General features: G+C 62.7%; 15 protein-coding genes. 5 read left to right on the top strand and 10 right to left on the bottom strand.

The window, feature by feature from the left end; all coding sequences use genetic code 11:
- The first annotated feature begins 95 nt into the window (after positions 1 to 95).
- Both X773_RS62290 and X773_RS62285 read left to right on the top strand, forming a co-directional pair.
- Complete coding sequence (locus X773_RS62290; protein WP_023678397.1) at positions 96 to 1,136, top strand: CapA family protein; 1,041 nt, start codon at positions 96 to 98, stop codon at positions 1,134 to 1,136.
- A 61-nt stretch (positions 1,137 to 1,197) separates the two neighbouring features.
- Positions 1,198 to 2,169, top strand: coding sequence for a DUF3137 domain-containing protein (locus tag X773_RS62285; protein WP_023678396.1), 972 nt, complete (start codon positions 1,198 to 1,200; stop codon positions 2,167 to 2,169).
- 26 nt (positions 2,170 to 2,195) lie between these two features.
- Here X773_RS62285 and X773_RS62280 read toward each other — a convergent pair whose 3' ends face one another.
- On the bottom strand, positions 2,196 to 2,681 hold the full coding sequence (locus tag X773_RS62280; RefSeq protein WP_023678395.1) for a DUF2314 domain-containing protein: 486 nt from the start codon (positions 2,679 to 2,681) through the stop codon (positions 2,196 to 2,198).
- Between the two features lie 119 nt (positions 2,682 to 2,800).
- Between X773_RS62280 and X773_RS62275 the strand changes: the two genes are divergently transcribed.
- Positions 2,801 to 4,423, top strand: coding sequence for an FAD-binding oxidoreductase (locus X773_RS62275; protein ID WP_023678394.1), 1,623 nt, complete (start codon positions 2,801 to 2,803; stop codon positions 4,421 to 4,423).
- A gap of 8 nt (positions 4,424 to 4,431) precedes the next feature.
- Here the strand turns inward: X773_RS62275 and X773_RS62270 are convergent, their stop codons facing one another.
- From X773_RS62270 to X773_RS62260, 3 genes are all read right to left on the bottom strand, one after another.
- The gene (locus X773_RS62270) at positions 4,432 to 4,947 is read right to left on the bottom strand and encodes a hypothetical protein (RefSeq protein ID WP_023678393.1); all 516 of its coding nucleotides are present in this window, start codon (positions 4,945 to 4,947) and stop codon (positions 4,432 to 4,434) included.
- A gap of 160 nt (positions 4,948 to 5,107) precedes the next feature.
- The gene (locus X773_RS62265) at positions 5,108 to 6,238 is read right to left on the bottom strand and encodes a hypothetical protein (RefSeq protein ID WP_023678392.1); all 1,131 of its coding nucleotides are present in this window, start codon (positions 6,236 to 6,238) and stop codon (positions 5,108 to 5,110) included.
- 6 nt (positions 6,239 to 6,244) lie between these two features.
- Positions 6,245 to 6,679, bottom strand: a complete 435-nt coding sequence (locus X773_RS62260; protein WP_023678391.1) for a DUF4383 domain-containing protein — start codon at positions 6,677 to 6,679, stop codon at positions 6,245 to 6,247.
- 737 nt (positions 6,680 to 7,416) lie between these two features.
- Between X773_RS62260 and X773_RS62250 the strand changes: the two genes are divergently transcribed.
- Positions 7,417 to 8,355: a diacylglycerol kinase family protein gene (locus X773_RS62250; protein WP_023678389.1), complete on the top strand. Its 939-nt coding sequence runs from the start codon at positions 7,417 to 7,419 to the stop codon at positions 8,353 to 8,355.
- Positions 8,356 to 8,447: 92 nt separating this feature from the next.
- Here the strand turns inward: X773_RS62250 and X773_RS62245 are convergent, their stop codons facing one another.
- The 6 genes from X773_RS62245 to X773_RS62225 form a co-directional block, all read right to left on the bottom strand.
- Positions 8,448 to 9,371 carry an NAD(P)-dependent oxidoreductase gene (locus X773_RS62245; RefSeq protein ID WP_023678388.1) on the bottom strand — a complete coding sequence of 308 codons (924 nt, stop codon included), beginning with the start codon at positions 9,369 to 9,371 and terminating at the stop codon, positions 8,448 to 8,450.
- Positions 9,368 to 10,579, bottom strand: a complete 1,212-nt coding sequence (locus X773_RS62240; protein ID WP_023678387.1) for a mandelate racemase/muconate lactonizing enzyme family protein — start codon at positions 10,577 to 10,579, stop codon at positions 9,368 to 9,370. The genes X773_RS62245 and X773_RS62240 overlap by 4 nt, the downstream gene beginning before the upstream one ends.
- Positions 10,576 to 12,192: a GMC family oxidoreductase N-terminal domain-containing protein gene (locus X773_RS62235; RefSeq protein WP_023678386.1), complete on the bottom strand. Its 1,617-nt coding sequence runs from the start codon at positions 12,190 to 12,192 to the stop codon at positions 10,576 to 10,578. The genes X773_RS62240 and X773_RS62235 overlap by 4 nt, the downstream gene beginning before the upstream one ends.
- Positions 12,193 to 12,340: 148 nt before the next feature.
- The gene (locus X773_RS76515; protein ID WP_198023585.1) at positions 12,341 to 12,952 is read right to left on the bottom strand and encodes an SMI1/KNR4 family protein; all 612 of its coding nucleotides are present in this window, start codon (positions 12,950 to 12,952) and stop codon (positions 12,341 to 12,343) included.
- 352 nt (positions 12,953 to 13,304) lie between these two features.
- Positions 13,305 to 13,877 carry a GNAT family N-acetyltransferase gene (locus X773_RS62230; protein WP_198023584.1) on the bottom strand — a complete coding sequence of 191 codons (573 nt, stop codon included), beginning with the start codon at positions 13,875 to 13,877 and terminating at the stop codon, positions 13,305 to 13,307.
- Positions 13,878 to 14,004: 127 nt separating this feature from the next.
- A complete protein-coding gene (locus X773_RS62225) occupies positions 14,005 to 14,796 on the bottom strand; it encodes an alpha/beta fold hydrolase (protein WP_023678383.1) in 792 nt (263 codons plus the stop codon).
- Between the two features lie 106 nt (positions 14,797 to 14,902).
- Here X773_RS62225 and X773_RS62220 point away from each other — a divergent pair, with 106 nt between their 5' ends.
- On the top strand, positions 14,903 to 15,829 hold the full coding sequence (locus X773_RS62220; protein WP_023678382.1) for a LysR family transcriptional regulator: 927 nt from the start codon (positions 14,903 to 14,905) through the stop codon (positions 15,827 to 15,829).
- Positions 15,830 to 15,931: the final 102 nt, after the last annotated feature.

Raw genomic sequence — 15,931 nt, 5'->3', positions numbered from 1 at the left:
TTCGGACGGGCCGGTCATCATTTCATTTATGCTAACAGTCGACGCTTCAATCAATCCGGCGGACGGTCTACACAAGGCAAACGATTGGGCGTCGCGTGTCGAACTATCCGCTTTCCTACAAACTGTCCTGGCTGCCACGCTTCCTCCGGCCTTCGCTCGAGGGCGACGCGCGCGGCTTTGCTCCGGCGACCGCAGCCCTGCTCGAACCACTGCCGGCGCGGACGGTGCGGCTGGCTTTCGTCGGCGATATCTCGGCGGTGGCCAATCGCCGCGCGCCGGACTGCGATCCGGCGATTGCGGCACTGCTTGCCTCGGCCGATCTGGTGGTCGGCAATTGCGAAAGCCCGGTGGTGGAGCGGCCGAGCGCTGTTTTGGGCACCAGGCTTGGCACGCACCACGCGATGAGCGAGCGGTTCCTTGCCGAGGCGCTGGCCGCCGCCGGCATTTCGCGTGAAAAACTGGTGCTGTCGCTGGCCAACAACCATGTGCTCGACCAGGGTATTGCCGGCTTCGACGAGACCGTCGCCGCGCTGGAGCAATTAGGCATCCGCACGATCGGCACTGCGGCTCCGGTCGAGCGGTTTGCGGTTGGTTCGCTGACGGTAGGCCTTGCCGCCTTTACCTTGTGGCGCAATACCGACGAGGCTCAGTTCGCGGGCCGAGTCTCGATGCAAGCCGATCCGAGGCAATGGCCGCACGCTGCCGCTTCGGGTGTCGACCTCCTCTGCGCGGTGCCGCATTGGGATTGGGAATTCCGGCATTTTCCACGTGCGAAGACGCGGGCAATGGCGCGACTTCTGGCCGAACATGGCGTCGGCCTGATCGCCGGACATCATGCTCATGTCGTGCAGCCGATCGAGCGGATCGGCAAGACGCTCGTTGCCTATGGGCTCGGCGATTTCATCGGCACCGCCTTCGCGCGGCAGCCATGGCCCGGCCGCATCGGCGCCATTCTCGTCGTCGACATCAGCGACGATCCCGGCACGCGCGGGGCCATCGCCGCCTACCGGCTGCATGCCTTCATGCGGCTGCGCGCCGGCGATCACGAGCGGCTGGTCCCGGTTGAAACGCTGGCGGGAAAATCCAGGCAAAGGGTTCTAGCCCGCCTCGATGCGGTCTTCGGTGCCGTGCGCTGACGCAGTCCACCAAACCGGCTATCATGCCCAGCGCGGGCAGGCTTGTGGCGGCGGGTGGGTGATGGAAACTGCGGATTTCATGCCGAGCGAAGCGGTGATCGCCGGCCTCAGGAAGAACATCGAGGCCTATGAGGCGCAACGAGCTTCGGCCCATCGCCGGACGCGCTGGCGGGTGCCACTTTTCATCGGGCTGGTGCTGGTGTTCGTGGCGCTTGTGGCCTGGCTCTTCAACGGGGTTGCCGACCCCAACGAGCAGTGGTTCTCGACCCCGCATGTGTTCCTCTATATCGGCGGATTCCTGGCGGCGATCCTGCTCTATTTCCAGGCGATCAAGCCGGCGAGCAAATTGCAGCAGTCGTTTCGCAGCACGCTGTTGCCGATCATCTTCGGCTTCATCGACGACATGCGGTACCGGCACAACGTCAAGCCGAATTCGTTCGACCGGTTGCCGCGCGAGACGGTTGGTCCGTTCAACCGGCAATCTTTCGATGATGTTTTTTCCGGCCGTTATGAGGGGTTTCCGTTCGAGCTTTACGAAGCAGATCTCCGGGAAGGGACGGGCAAGAGCACGACGGCGGTGTTCAAGGGCGTCATCGTCGCCTTCGAGACGATCGTGCCGTTCCCCGGCACATTGGTGGCCGCGCGCCGGACCAACAAGGTCGTCGGCTTCTTCCGCGGCATCTTCGGCAGCAAGATGCAGGAACTGTCCAGCGGCGTGCCGGAGCTCGATGCCGCCTACGAGTTCCGCACCGACAACATCGAAGCGGCGCGGACGCTGGTAACCGGCCGGCTGGCGCAGGCGCTCGAATGGCTTGGCGAAACCCGGCCGAACGATCCGGCGCGCGTCGCGCTCAGCGGCAGCGACGGTTTCCTGCTGCTGCCGCAGACGAAGAACTTCTTCGAGCTGCCGGACATCTCTGTGCCGCTCGACTATGTCGAGCATGTTGCGCCGATCATCGCCGACATGGCCACGATCCTGGCGACCGCGGCGCTGGTGCGCAAGATTGGGGCGCAGGACGAGGAGGCGGGGTAGCGGCTAAAGCGCCTCGCGCTCGGACATCAGCAGTCGAAGCCGTAATTGTCGCGGAGATAGTCCGCGTCTTCCTTCGACATCTTCTTGAGCATCACACAGACGGTAAAGCTGCCCACCTGATGGCCGTTCTTGGTGTATCCCCAGTCCGAAATTTCGTCCCGGGTGAATTCGATCTCCTGGCCGGCGACGACGTTGTGCACGGCCTGCGGCTCGTTTGCTAAAATTCCGGCAAATCCGCTCGCCGTTCGGTGAAAGGGAATGATCCAGAAATGTTCCGTCGCGGTTCCGTCTTCGATCCTTACCTTCAATTTGAACGTGGCTGTTCCGGACGGCGGCGCCTCGGACAGGATCAGGAAGTCATCCAGGCTGGCGCGGGCCTGCTCAATCGCCGCCGCCATCTCCGGATCGTCCCTTGCCACACCGAGGACTCCCTTCTCACCGCTTTGGGCGTCGGCTGAGACCGGAGCAAACGCGAGTAGCAGGGCAATCGTGGCACGGACGGCAAGCTTCATGGTGCGGCTGCTTTCGACGCTTTCGCCAGAACGACTGTGATCATCATTTGCCGAACGTCTGATGGCAACTGGTTTTTGTCTCCATCAGGCGCTATTCCTGGGATAGCGGGGGTGGGGCTATGATCGAGGAACGCAAGGGGTTTCGCCTGTCGCGGCGGCTGCTGCTGGGTGCGGCGGTGGTCGGCGGGGCGATGCTGTGGGGCGGGACAACCGTGGCGCGGCTGGCGCGCGGTCCGTCGGGGCAGAAGAATTCCGGGCGCATCGCCGACATTGACGGGATCGACCTGGCGCAGAAGCCGCTGGAGGGCCCGCCAGCCTACGATCCGTCGCTGCCATGGCTGACCAAGGGCGGCGACATCAACGATGCCAGCGGCCTGTCGATGACGCCGGTCTACGGCGTCGTCGAAGTCAGCGAGGAAGACCACATTGCAAGCGCGCTCGCCTTTGCCCGCACCAATGGCCTGAAGGTCTCGGTCGCGGCGGTGCGCCATTCGATGGGCGGCCACGCCTTCGACGATAACGCGCTGGTCCTCGACATGCGCAAATTCAACAAGGTCAGTGTCGACCCGACGGCGAAGACGATCACCTTGCAGCCGGGCGCGCGCTGGCACGACATCCAGAACCTTTTGCACCCGCGCTTCGCGGTGAAGGCGATGCAGTCGACCGACATCTTTTCGGTCGGCGGCTCGCTGTCGGTCAACGCGCATGGCATGGACCACCAGGCCGGCTCGGTCGCCGGCTCGATCCGTTCGATGCGGGTGATGCTGGCCGACGGCTCGGTGACGACCTGCTCACCGGCCGAAAATACCGAGCTGTTCCGCCACGTCGTCGGCGGCTACGGCCTGTTCGGCGTGGTGCTGGAGGCGACACTCGACATCGTCGACAACGCCGTCTACCGGACCTCGCGCGAGATCATCAAATCGGACGATTTCCCGACGTTCTTCGCCGAGGTTCTGGAGCCAAACAGGGCGATCGGTCTGTTTTATGGGCATCTGTCGACTGCGCCGGGCAATTTCCTCGAGGATATGATCGTCTACCGCTATGACAAGGTGGCCGACCAGCCGCCGGCCGACCAGCCGGCAATCGGTGAACCGGGTTCGGTCGGGCTCAAGCGGGTGATCATCAACCTGGCGAAATGGGGCAGCCTGTTCCAGGAGCTGAAATGGTTCACCGAAAAGACGCTGGAGCCGCAATTCGAGAGCTGCACGGTGGCGCGGACGACGGCAATGGCCGAGGGCGAGGCCTGCCTCGTCACGCGCAACAATCCGATGCACGATTCAGTGCCCTATCTGTTCAACGATCTGCTCGACGAGACCGACATCCTGCACGAGTATTTCATCCCGCGGGCGGCCTATAACCCGTTCATCGCGGAAGCGCGCGAGATCCTGCGCAACCAGAGCCTGCCGGTGCTCAACGCGTCGGTGCGCATCGTCCACAAGGAGGATGTGGCGCTGAATTATGCGCCGGAGCCGGCCTATTCGCTGGTGCTCTACATCAATCAGCCGACAGACGCCGACGGAAATGCCAGGATGCGGGCGCTGACAAGGGCGCTGATCGACGTGACGATCAAGCATGGCGGGCGTTTTTTCCTGCCCTACCAGCTCCACTACACAGGCAAGGAACTGCTTGCCTCCTATCCGGAACTGCCGTCCTTCCTGGCGAAGAAGCTGCAATACGATCCGGGCGAGCTGTTTTCGTCGATTTTTTATCGCGCCGTCAAGGCACTGATCGGCACGGCCTGAAGCGGCGGCTACAGACCGTCAGGCAGCTTCGCCGCCAGCCAGTTCGCCGAACGCCTGGCGATGCCGATCGTTGCCGATGCGGCGCGGCCGAGATCGGTCTTGACTACGGCGTAGCCGGCCTTCGTGCGGTAGAGCAGGGCGCTGCCGCCATCGACCGCCGCTTCATAGGCGACCGGCCGGACGGCTTCCGTTTCCGTCGCCGTGGCCTGCGTTCCGACCGCAGCACTGGGCCGATGGCTCAGTTCCGGTGGCAGCGGGTCTGTCGCTGCGGTGCTGGCCGTCGTCAATTCAGGCTCGGAAGCGGTCACAGCGAGCTGCGATGACGAAGACGAGTTCTGTGTCCGGCAGATGCCGGAGACCAGCGGATAGTCGAAATTGCGCTCGTGCAGCATCTGGCTTTTCATCGCCGCTTCGCATTCGGCGATGGTCGACCATTTGGCGGGCGTCTCGCCGATATATTCGCAAAGCCTGGCGTCGCAGTCGCAGCCGACGATGGTCATGGCGACAAGGGCGGTCTTGATCACGGTCTTGTCCCTCCGAGTTGCCTGGCACATGTGCGCAAGACAACGTGTCTACGGCATCATCAATCGTTGCGGAACAAGGCGGGATTTGGCCGCGATTGTGGAATGAGCGTGGCGGAGCATCACGCAACGTCTTGCCGAGGCCGGCTGTGACCGAAAGGCCTCAGTAATCGTAGACATGCTCGAGCCTGGCGCCCGCCGTCATCAGCGCCGGCAGCACGATGTGCAGCTTGCGCACGGCGACAGTCAGCCCGGTGCGGCGCGTCGAAGGTTCCGCCGGAAGCGGGTAGCTGAACAAGGTGCGTGCACCTTCGGGAACATTGATCTCGTCATTGGAAAGCATGGTGACCATGATCTCGTCATTGCCGCCGATCTCGACGAAGGAGACGCCCTTGTCGATCAGGCGCGGGATCATGTCGGTGAACACCTGATAGCGCCTGGTGACGAAGACCGTGCCGTCGGCGCCGAGATCGCGCTCCAGCAAGGTGTCGGGTTCGTTGCGCGTCACTTCCCCGACCGGACCCTTGGCCCAGACATGAATGTCGAGCAGGGCCGGGTCGGTGGTGGCGGCGAGCGCCGACTTGATCAGATCGGCGTAGCCCTGCTTGATCGTGTCGGCGAGGCCGAAGGCGAGCTTGCGTTCGCCGGTACGGAAGGCGCTGTCGTCCGGCGCCGGCTGGACGGCTAACAGGCCGGCACGTTTTTCGGCATAGGGAAACTGGTACCACGGCACCTGGTCGAGAAAACCGGCATAATCGGCCGCGACCTTGGCCTGGTAGATGTCGACGGCGGTGCGCTTGCCGGCTGTCGCTTCGGTGACGCGGCCGATCGTATTTTCATAGGCCCACTGGATGGCGTGCTCGATCGTGTGGCTGGTGCCGATGACCACCAGCATCTGGTGGTTGTCGAGGTTGAACTTGTAGGTGGAGCTGGCGCGGATGACCATCGCATAGTCCTGCCAGAAGCGGCCGATATAGGAGAGATAGGGAAAACCGCTCGGCTGGTTCTTGTCGACAAAGCCGGCATATTCGCGGGCGGCGTAGACGATGGCCCATTCCGGATAGGTGAGAAAGGTCGATTCCTCCGGCCGTTGGTAGCCGGGGATCTCGGCACGGACCTTGTCGGCCAGCGCCTTTGGCGGAGCACCCTCGGCGATGCCCGGCAATGGTGTTGTGTCCAGCGACGGCGTGGTGAGAAAGCCGTAGGCCAGCCCGGCGATCGGGATCAACACGACAATGACGACGAGCCAGAGGATCGCCTTGATGATGCGCTTCAGCCAGCGGAACAGGAACATGGCTGGTCAGGCCGTGGCGAAATGGTCGTACACACGTTTCGACAGCCAGAACCCGACGTAGACGGCGAAGCCGCCGATGACGATGTGCGGCAGGTTGGCGAAGAAGCGGGCCGGGAATTCGATGTCGTTCAGGGAGCGGAAGCCGTTGATGAAGATGCCGCCATCGAGGCAGCCGGAACCGGTGACCAGGCCGAGCACGCCGTCGAACAGATAGACCGAGCCGAACAGCTTGAAATAGAACACCGCCTGGCGGTGCGAGATGAAAGCGGCGGCCAGCGCCCAGACGCCGGAGAAGGCGTGCAGCAAATCATCATACCATTGCAGCGAGAACAGGCCGAACAGATTGCCGCCGGCATCGTTGAAGGCCGGCACATAGCCGATGGCAACAACGCCGAAGAACAGGAAAGCATAGGCAACGGCAAGCCTCTGGATGAGCGTCATGAAATGTCCCCCTGCCGTCAGCCCCTTTAAACGGCCCCCGACGACAAATGGATAGTAGCTGATTTTGGCGCAGCGTGAAGCGTCGCCGGCAAAATCGTCAGGCGGGGCCACAAAGACAGTCGGCGCCGGGATTTCTCCCAGCGCCTCCCTGTCAGATCAGGACACGGTCGCGGCAGCAACTCCCGAAAGATGTCGCGCCATGCCGGCCTTGATTTTGACGGTCCTGCCAGTCGCCGCCCGAAGGCAGCGTCCGTTCCGGACCACGCCGGTCTCCACTCTTGCGAGCTTTGCCCAGCGCGCCATCGAAGGTTTTTGCCGTCCTTCATGGCAGCATCGGTCCGCCGTCGGCGTTCGCACGCTTTCCGCGGCCCCGTAGGTCTCGGCGTCCATCCCTCCAACAAGCAAGCCTGTTCTCGTTCAGGGCCGTACGGGCCTCAGGAAATCCGCCGTTCCGCTTTGCCTTTCGGCGTGGCGATCGGTAGCCGCCTGAGATAGGTTTTAACGTACGTCGGATAAGCGTTTGGCGGAACTGCCGCATGCCTGTGGATAGCGGGATTATCGGGGACTAACCCTGCCAAAATAGCGACTTTCCGATCTCTGCCGCCGCCGGTCGGGATTTGCCGCCTCGATGCCGAAGCCGCATTGTCGGGTAATCGACCCTTGCCCTGCGGCCCGGCGCGGGCTTCAATGCCGGCAAATGATTGGAAGGCGTGTTCGATGGCCTTGGGGAGGCGGGCTTGAAGGTCGCGGTGGTTCTCAATCCGATCGCCGGCGGCGGCAGGCTCAAGCGGCATTGGCCCGAGGTTGCGGCTTCGCTGAAAAGACATTTCGGCGATTTCGAGCTGCGTGAAACGCAGGCCGAGGGGGATGCCGAACGGCTGGCGCTCGACCTTGCCGCCATCGGCTTCGAGCTGGTGATCGCGGCCGGCGGCGACGGCACCGCCAGCGAGGTTGCCGACGGGCTGCTGAAGGCTTTCCGGGAAAGCGGCCGGACGGCCGAACTTGGGCTGCTGCCTTGCGGCACCGGCATCGACTTCGCCCGCGGGCTCGGCCTGTCGAACAATGTCGATCTGACGCTGAAGCGGATTGCCGAGGCCAAGCCGCGCAAGGTCGATGCCGGCTGCATCAGCTATGTCGACGACCACGGCGCGCTGGCCAGCCGCCATTTCATCAACATCGCCAGCCTCGGGCTTTCCGGCGCTACCGACCGCGCGGTCAACGCCGACAAGCGCAAGGGCAAGGTTTCGGCCAAGGCGCTGTTCTACTGGCGCACGGTCTGGGAATTCCTTCGCTACCGCTTCCAGGACGTTGCGATCACCATCGACGACGGTGCCCCGGTCGAGGCGCGAATGGCGCTGGTGGCGGTGGCCAACGGGAAATTCTTCGGCGGCGGCATGATGATTGCGCCCGACGCCGAGCTTAACGACGGCGAGTTCGACATCGTCATCCTGCGCGCCGCCGGCAAGCTGAAGCTGATCTGGGACATCCGCCTGCTCTATGGCGGGCGGCACCGCAACCATCCGGCGATCACCATCCTGCGCGGCAAGAAAGTGGTTGTCGAGCCGCTCGGCGATGTGCAAAAGAACGCCGCGCTGATCGACATAGACGGCGAATCGCCGGGTCGCATACCGGCGACCTTCGAGATCCTGCCCGGCGCATTGACGCTGAGATATTGAATCAAGGCGTTGAGACTTTGATTCAGTTGACTGCAGCTCTGGTTCCGGCGATCTCTCCAATCGACTGAAATCGATTGATAATCCGGCCAATATCAACTTGCGAGTTTAGCCGGGAAACCGGGTGCGCGCAGGTCGGTGCCGACGGCATCCTCGAGCAGTTTCACGATCATCGTCGACCAGGCGCTGCCGCCATAGTCCTGCTTGCCTTGCCTGAAGATTGCGTCGACGCGCGAGGCAAGCTCGAGCGGCACGCCGAATTTTTCACCCATGCCGAGCGCGAAGCCGAGATCCTTCAACGCCAAGTCCATGGTGAAGCCGATGTCGTAGGAGCCGTTCAGCACCAGCTGGCTTTCGGTCTCATGGACGAAGCTGTTGCCGGAGGAGGCGACGATGGCGTGATAGGACTGGGCAAGGTCGAGCCCGCCCTTTTTGGCCAGCATCAGCGCTTCGCCGGCGGCGACCAGATGGATGAAGGCCAGCATGTTGGTGATGACCTTGATCACCGCCGCCGAGCCGATCGGACCCATCAGGAACGAGCGCGCGCACATCGCCTCGACGGCAGGGCGGTGGCGCGCATAAAGCGCTGCGTCGCCGCCGACCAGCGCGGTGATCTGTCCGACGGCTGCCAGATGCACGCCGCCGGTGACCGGGCATTCGAGCGTCTCGACGCCTCTTGCCGAGGCGAGGGATGCAAGGCGCACGATCTCGTCTTGGCCATTGGTCGACATCTCGATCCAACTGCCGCCTGCGGGCAGGCCTTCGAGCAATCCGCCGGGGCCGGCCAGCACCGCCTCGCTGACTTTTGGCGAGGGCAGGCAGGTGATGGCATTGCCGGCGCGGCCAGCGGCATCAGCCGGGCTGTTGGCGGCATCGGCACCAAGCATCACCAGCCGCTCGACGGCCGCCGGGTCGCGGTCGAATACGGTGACGGCAAAGCCGTTGTGGATCAGGTTGGCGGCGAGCTGGCCGCCGAGATGGCCAAGACCGACGAAGGCATAGCTCTGACGCGCGCTCACGGCATCAGCGGCGTCTGCAGCATCTGCAAATGCAGGTCCTTGCCGGTCCAGGGATGCGCCTCGCAGACGGCTTCGTCGAGTTCGACACCGAGGCCTGGCTCCTTCGACGGGATGACGTTGCCGTCCTGCCATTCGATCTTCTTCTTGAGCAGCTTCGCGTGAAAACCGTCCCACTGTTTCAGCGATTCCAGAATGAGGAAGTTGGGCAGCGTTACCGCGAGCTGGATGTTGGCGGCGCCGACGATCGGTCCGCAATAGCAGTGCGGCGCGACCTGGATGTGATAGGCCTCGGCCATGGCGGCGATCTTCTTGGTTTCGAGAATGCCGCCGGAGCGGCCAAGGTCGGGCTGAAGAATGGTCGCCGCACGGTTCTCGATGACGCGGGCGAATTCGAACTTGGTCGTCAGCCGCTCGCCGGTGGCAATCGGGATCGAGGTCGCGCGGGCGACCTGCGCCATCACCTCGGGCATGTCGGGCGGCACCGGCTCCTCGAACCACAGCGGATCATAGGGCTCGATGGCGCGAGCCAGGCGCAGCGCGCCCGATGCGGTGAACTGGCCGTGCGTACCGAACAGGATGTCGGCTCTTGTGCCGACCGCCTCGCGGATCGCCTTGACCATGCGGGCGGAGAGGTCGATGTCGACGAGGCGCGGCTGGTGGCCGTCGAAGGCGGTGTAGGGGCCGGCTGGGTCGAGCTTGACCGCGTTAAAACCCTGCTCGACATATTCGAGCGCGCAGGCGGCGGCCAGATCGGGGTCGTTGTAGACGTTCTTGCCGCGGGCGTCCTCCGAATGGACGCTGCCGCTGTGCGGGTAGAGGTAGGTATAGGAACGCAGCGTTTCGTGAACCTGGCCGCCGAGCAGCTTATAGACCGGCTTGCCGGCCTCCTTGCCGATAATGTCCCAGCAGGCGATTTCGAGCGCCGAAAAGCATCCCATCCCGGACACGTCGGGGCGCTGGGTGAAGCCGGACGAATAGGCGCGGCGGAAGAAATTCTCGACGTCGTGCGGATCGCGGCCGATCAGATAGCGTTCGGCCATGTCCTCAACCATTTTCGCCGTGACATGAGCCGAAAAGGTGGCGTTGTAGGCCTCGCCATAGCCGACGACGCCGCCATCGGTGGTGAGCTTGACGAAGATGAAATACTTGCCGCCGATGCCGGGCGGCGGATTGCCGACCACCCAGGTCTTGACGTCGGTGATTTTCATTTCTGATCCTCCAGAACCAGTTCGGCGCCCTTCCATCCGGTCATGATCGCGGCGGCGTTGGTGTTGCCGGTTATGTTGTCGGGAAAGATCGAGGCGTCGATAACGCGCAACGCCTCGAGGCCGTGTACCTTGAGGCGCGGATCGACGACGGCGTGCGCCGCGTCCGGCCCCATGCGGCAGGTCGAGACCGGGTGATAGACGGTGCCCGAGCGCTTCCTGAAATCCTGAATGAGATCCGCGTCGGAGGTGATCGAGGGACCGGGCAAAACCTCTTCCTCGATGATCTCGGCCATCGCCGGCATCGAGGCGATCTTCCTGACGAATTTCACCGCCGCCAGCATTTCAGCGACGTCCGCCTCGGTCGAAAAGGCATTGGCGACGATTTTGGGATAATCGCGCGGATTGGCGGAACGGATCATGATTTCGCCGCGGCTCGACGGACGGCAATTGGACAGCCCGATGGAAAAGCCCGGCCATGGATCGGGTGTCAGGATCGGGCGTTCGCCGCTCTTCGGAATGACGGTTGAAAACGCCTGGAAATAGAGCTGCATGTTGGGCCGTGCCGTGGCCGGATCGGTGCGAAAGAAGCCGCCGGCATTGTTCATCGACAGCGACAGCGGGCCTGAGCGCAAAAACACGTATTGCATGCCGACCAGCAGCTTGCCCCACCACGGGCGCAGGATCTGGTTGAGCGTCGGCAGCCTGCCCTTGAACGTGTAGTTGATGCCGACATGGTCCTGCAGGTTTGCCCCGACATTCTCGTTGGCGTGAACGACGGGAATGCCGAGCGCGCCAAGAAGCGCCGACGGGCCGACACCGGAAAGCTGGAGAAGTTGAGGCGAATTGACCGAACCGCCCGACAGGATGATCTCGCGGCCGGCGCGGGCGGTTTTCGTCGCGCCATTCTGGAGATATTCGATGCCGACGGCGCGTTTGCCCTCGAACAGGATTTTTGTCGCTAGGGCGTTGATCTCGACGCGGACGTTTTTGCGCTTCATCGCCGGGCGCAGGAAGGCGCGCGCCGCCGACATGCGGCGGCCGTTCCTGGTGGTGATCTGGTAGGCGCCGACGCCTTCCTGCGAGGCGCCGTTGAAATCCGGGTTGAGCGGCAGGCCGGCCTGGTTGGCGGCGGCGAGATAGCGCTTGGTGAGCGGATGGACGGAGGTCGAGCAGTCGGTGACATGCAGCGGCCCGCCGACGCCGCGCCATTGGTCGGCGCCGGCCTGGTTATCCTCCAGCGCCTTGAACGCAGGCAGCAGGTCGTCGAAGCCCCAGCCGGGATTGCCGGCCGCTGCCCAAGCGTCGAAATCCTCACGCGCGCCCCTGATCCAGACCATGGCGTTGATCGAGCTCGAGCCGCCGAGCAGCTTGCCGCGCGGCCAGTGGTCGGCATTGCCGGCCAGGCCCGAATCCGGCTCGGCCTTGTAGTTCCAGTTGACCGCCGGGTCGAAGAAGGTCTTGCCGTAGCCGAGCGGCATCTGCACGTAGAAGCGACGGTCGCTGCCGCCGGCCTCGAGCACCAGCGCCGAGAAGCGGCCGGAAGCCGACAGTCTCTCGGCCAGGACCGAGCCGGCCGAACCGGAGCCGACGATGATGAAATCATAGGTCTGCATGATGGATGCGGCTGGCTCCGAATTTCAGGCTGCAGCCTAGATGCCGCAAGCCGCCGTCATCACCGGAGCTTCCGGCATCGCTTGTGAAAAAAGCGACTGGCGATACCCGGTTTGGATTTCGGCGTGTTGCCGGAGCTGGTTTGGAAGCTCAGCTATCAGAATCGCATCTGCGCCCATCCGGGTCGAACAAGGCCGCAACCTCATTGGCTTCTTCCAGCAGGAAGGTGAACACGCTTGAGTAGGAGTTGATCGAACCCAACAGAGGATCATCACTCTCCCAGCGAAAGACCCTCCCGTCCGGATTCATGGCAATTAAATTCCTATTATCCCCGAGTGAACCAATAAAGAGAACATCGTCTGGTGCATTGCCTGGCCGTCTCTGTACATTCGGTTCCAGTATGGAGAAGGGTTGTTGACCCGCCTCCACTAAATTTGTGCGTGACCAGCTGCGTCGCAGCCCATAGACGTTTATATAATTCGCAAACAGACCTATCCCGTTGTGGAGCATGAGAAAGCAACGGAAATTATCTGGGAGTCGACGCGAAATTTCAGACTCCATCTGCCCAATTCCGATGGCGTCAAGCGGCGCATACAGTTGATGCAAATACGCTTCAGGCGCTCGATCAGGAGTATGCCCGATCCACTCTGTTCCATCCGGATATGTCTTCGTCCCGAGGCGTTTCCATTTATCGACTAGGGTTCGGAGCTCTCTGTATGCACGAGCGTCTTCATTGCTTGACCATTCTTCCTGCGAACGCATTGTCCCTAATAGCTCCATTTACCCACTTTTGACGGGTTCTAGGGTCTACCTTGTCAACCTGATTTCACATCGAAAACAACGGGCGAACATCACAGAGTTGGTAATCACGCCCGACGGTGACTTTCGCGCCTACAACCTAAGGTCGCCAGCCAGTTCGTTCGGCCGGAGACGTGAGACTTGCCAAGCTGCGATCCGCTGCGGAAGTCTAGTCTTGCTGTTGCAATGTCGGTGAGCCTCGCTACGGCTTTGATTAATCTGTTTGCGTTCAGTAATGTTCGCCGGTGACAGCGAAGCGGGCGCAATAGCGGCTGGATGGCAACTTTCCACCCATAGCCGAAACTTCAAGCTGCGATCACAGGCGATGATCGGCAATCTGCTTGAAATCATAGCGCATGATCGGGCGGGCCGGCGTTCTGCGAGCGACGACCCTGAACCCGGCGCGCGCGAAGGTGGAGGCATATCCGCTGCCGGAAGCACTCGGCGATACGTCGGCCTCGAAAGGATAGGCTTCGAGTGCCGGAGCATTTGCGCGCCTTGCGACTTCCAGTGCTTCCGCAATCAGCTGGAATGTTACGCCCCGCCTGCGGTATCGTTTTCGCACGTAGAGGCAGGACAGGGACCAGACCGGCCTGTCGTCCACGCGCTTGAGCTGCCATAGCCGATCGAGCCAGGGCAGGGCATCTCGCAGCGTCACCCGGCACCAGCCGACAGCCGTATCGCCGTCGAAAGCGAGCAAACCCGGAGGCGGACCATGCTGGACGGCCTGCCGGAACGCTGCCTTGTTTTCCTCGCCGGGTCGCTTTCGATAAGAACTGCCGATCCGTCCGTACATACACCAACAGCGACTGCAGACGGCGCTGTCACCGAACAGGTCCTCGAGCGCCGGCCACAGATCGGGCGTTAATGGGCGAAAGCCAAGTTCCATGTCAGCCGTCATCCGCTATTGATATTGCCCAGTCTAGCCTGCACTGCGCGCTAGCGCATCATAGGTTGCGGTCCATGCGGGGATGTTCAAACCGGGGTTTCACTCAGCGTCCCTGTCGTGCTCCATCTCAGCGCAGAAAACCAAGCACGGCCTCCATGAACTCGGTGGGGTACTCGACATTCGACAAGTGGACCGCGGGCAGGACAACCAGTTTCGCGCCGGGCACCATCGCCGCGATCAACTCGCTATGGCTGGCGGCTGTCACAGTGTCGTGCCGGCCGGCGATCACCAACGTTGGCCTGGAAATCAGCGCTACGGTTCGGCGAAGGTCCGCATCGCGAACCGCCGCGAACAGACCAGCCAAGCCTTGCCGGTCGATGGCCAGCAGCATGGCGCGAAATTCTTCGATGACGGGCTCGTTGGCCGCCAGCATACGCGCAGGAAACCAGTTGCCCAGGAACATCTCGGCGGTTTCGGACATATCCGGCGCCTGCAGCACGGCGGCAATCCGCTCGTCAAACTGCTTTGCCGGTCCGAGGTAGGACGAGGTGTTGCTCAGGATCAAGCGCTCGATCCGCTCGGGCGCGTGGATGCCGAGCCACTGCCCGACGAAGCCGCCCAACGACAGACCGAGGAAGTGTACGCGTTCAATGCCCAGGGTGTCGAGCAACTCGATCACGTCGCGGCCAAGCCGGTCGAGCGAATAAGCGCCGGCCGGAACGCTCGACCCTCCGTGGCCGCGAAAATCATAGCGCAGAACACGGAAATGGTTCGACAGCTCGCCGACCTGCATGTCCCACATCCGCAGCGTCGTGGCGATGGAATTCGACAGCATCAGCACGGGCTTCCCGGCGTCGCCGTCGATGCGGTAGGCGATGCGTGTGCCATCGCCGACGGTCACGAAATCCAGCTCATTCATGGTGAATACACCTTCCTTCTTGGAGCGTTGAATGTGGCAAAGCCTAGCTGCGGCGCGCTTTTGAGGATATTACAAAGATAGGACTATCTCTGTAATAGAAGCTGACATGGCCGAATTCACTTTGCACGACCTGCAATGCTTCGATGCGGTGGTCCGCTGCGGCGGCTTTCAGCCTGCGGCGGCCATGCTGCATCGCTCGCACCCGGCTGTGTTCGCAGCCGTTGCAAAGCTGGAGCGGCAACTCGACCTCGTTCTCCTGGATCGCAGCGGCTATCGCGTGCGCCCCACCGAGGCAGGGCTGTCGTTCCATCGCAGGGCACAATCGCTGCTGCGCGAGCTCGAGGGCTTGCGGCTTCATGCTGCTCAGCTGTCAATGGGCGAAGAAAGCGAGATCCATGTGGTGATCGGCGACCTTTGCCCGCGTCCGCAGGCATTGGGCATGCTCGGACGGTTCTTCGCCCAGTGTCCGGGCACACGCCTGCACCTGCATTTCGAGGCGGTGGGCGGCCCGTGGGAGCGCCTCTTCGATGACGAAGCCGATTTGATCCTGCACTGGATCGACAAGAGCGATCCGCGGGTGGAATGGATCGATCTGTGCAAGGTGCCATTCGTTCCCGTGGTGGCTTCGGGCTTTCTGCCGGAGCGCATCAAGCGCCCCATCACGCCGGATCAGATGCACGCGTTCACCCAATGTGTCATGCGCGACACGGCCCGCCATTCACCGCAACAAGACTACTTCATGATCGAGGGTGCGCCTCAATGCATGGTGGCCGATCAGGGCATGAAGAAGGAAATCATCCTGCAAGGCCTCGGATGGGGCCACATGCCCCGCTTCCTGATCGAGGAAGAACTGCGCGACGGACGCCTGCAATCCATTGCCGGTCGTCATCTGCCAGGCCGCACCGAGGAGTTGGTGGTGGCGCGCCGCCGCGACCGGCCGCACGGGCCGATCTCGAACCGTCTGTGGGATGATATCGAGCAAGAGGCGCCGACGTTGCGCCGAGCGCTCGAACCCCGGCAACCTGTCCAGTAGGCGAAGCCAGGGCTCGGCGAGGCCGTTTAGCGGACGGCGGACCCAGCAGCCTTACCCGCTTAAGTCGATTGCTGCATAAGCTGCAGCAGTGAACTGCATCCC

Source organism: Mesorhizobium sp. LSJC280B00, from assembly GCF_000502835.1.
Taxonomy (GTDB): Bacteria; Pseudomonadota; Alphaproteobacteria; order Rhizobiales; family Rhizobiaceae; genus Mesorhizobium.
The sequence above is the reverse complement of the archived record's forward strand: the minus strand, read 5'-3'. Positions and strand labels throughout refer to the sequence as shown.

Excerpts from the sequence above, each read along its gene's own strand:
- X773_RS62285 (WP_023678396.1), top strand. The coding sequence starts at position 1,198 with ATGGAAACTGCGGATTTCATGCCGAGCGAAGCGGTGATCGCCGGCCTC.
- X773_RS62280 (WP_023678395.1), bottom strand. The coding sequence starts at position 2,681 with ATGAAGCTTGCCGTCCGTGCCACGATTGCCCTGCTACTCGCGTTTGCT.
- X773_RS62275 (WP_023678394.1), top strand. The coding sequence starts at position 2,801 with ATGATCGAGGAACGCAAGGGGTTTCGCCTGTCGCGGCGGCTGCTGCTG.
- X773_RS62265 (WP_023678392.1), bottom strand. The coding sequence starts at position 6,238 with ATGTTCCTGTTCCGCTGGCTGAAGCGCATCATCAAGGCGATCCTCTGG.
- X773_RS62260 (WP_023678391.1), bottom strand. The coding sequence starts at position 6,679 with ATGACGCTCATCCAGAGGCTTGCCGTTGCCTATGCTTTCCTGTTCTTC.
- X773_RS62240 (WP_023678387.1), bottom strand. The coding sequence starts at position 10,579 with ATGAAAATCACCGACGTCAAGACCTGGGTGGTCGGCAATCCGCCGCCC.
- X773_RS62235 (WP_023678386.1), bottom strand. The coding sequence starts at position 12,192 with ATGCAGACCTATGATTTCATCATCGTCGGCTCCGGTTCGGCCGGCTCG.
- X773_RS76515 (WP_198023585.1), bottom strand. The coding sequence starts at position 12,952 with ATGCGTTCGCAGGAAGAATGGTCAAGCAATGAAGACGCTCGTGCATAC.
- X773_RS62230 (WP_198023584.1), bottom strand. The coding sequence starts at position 13,877 with ATGGAACTTGGCTTTCGCCCATTAACGCCCGATCTGTGGCCGGCGCTC.
- X773_RS62225 (WP_023678383.1), bottom strand. The coding sequence starts at position 14,796 with ATGAATGAGCTGGATTTCGTGACCGTCGGCGATGGCACACGCATCGCC.
- X773_RS62220 (WP_023678382.1), top strand. The coding sequence starts at position 14,903 with ATGGCCGAATTCACTTTGCACGACCTGCAATGCTTCGATGCGGTGGTC.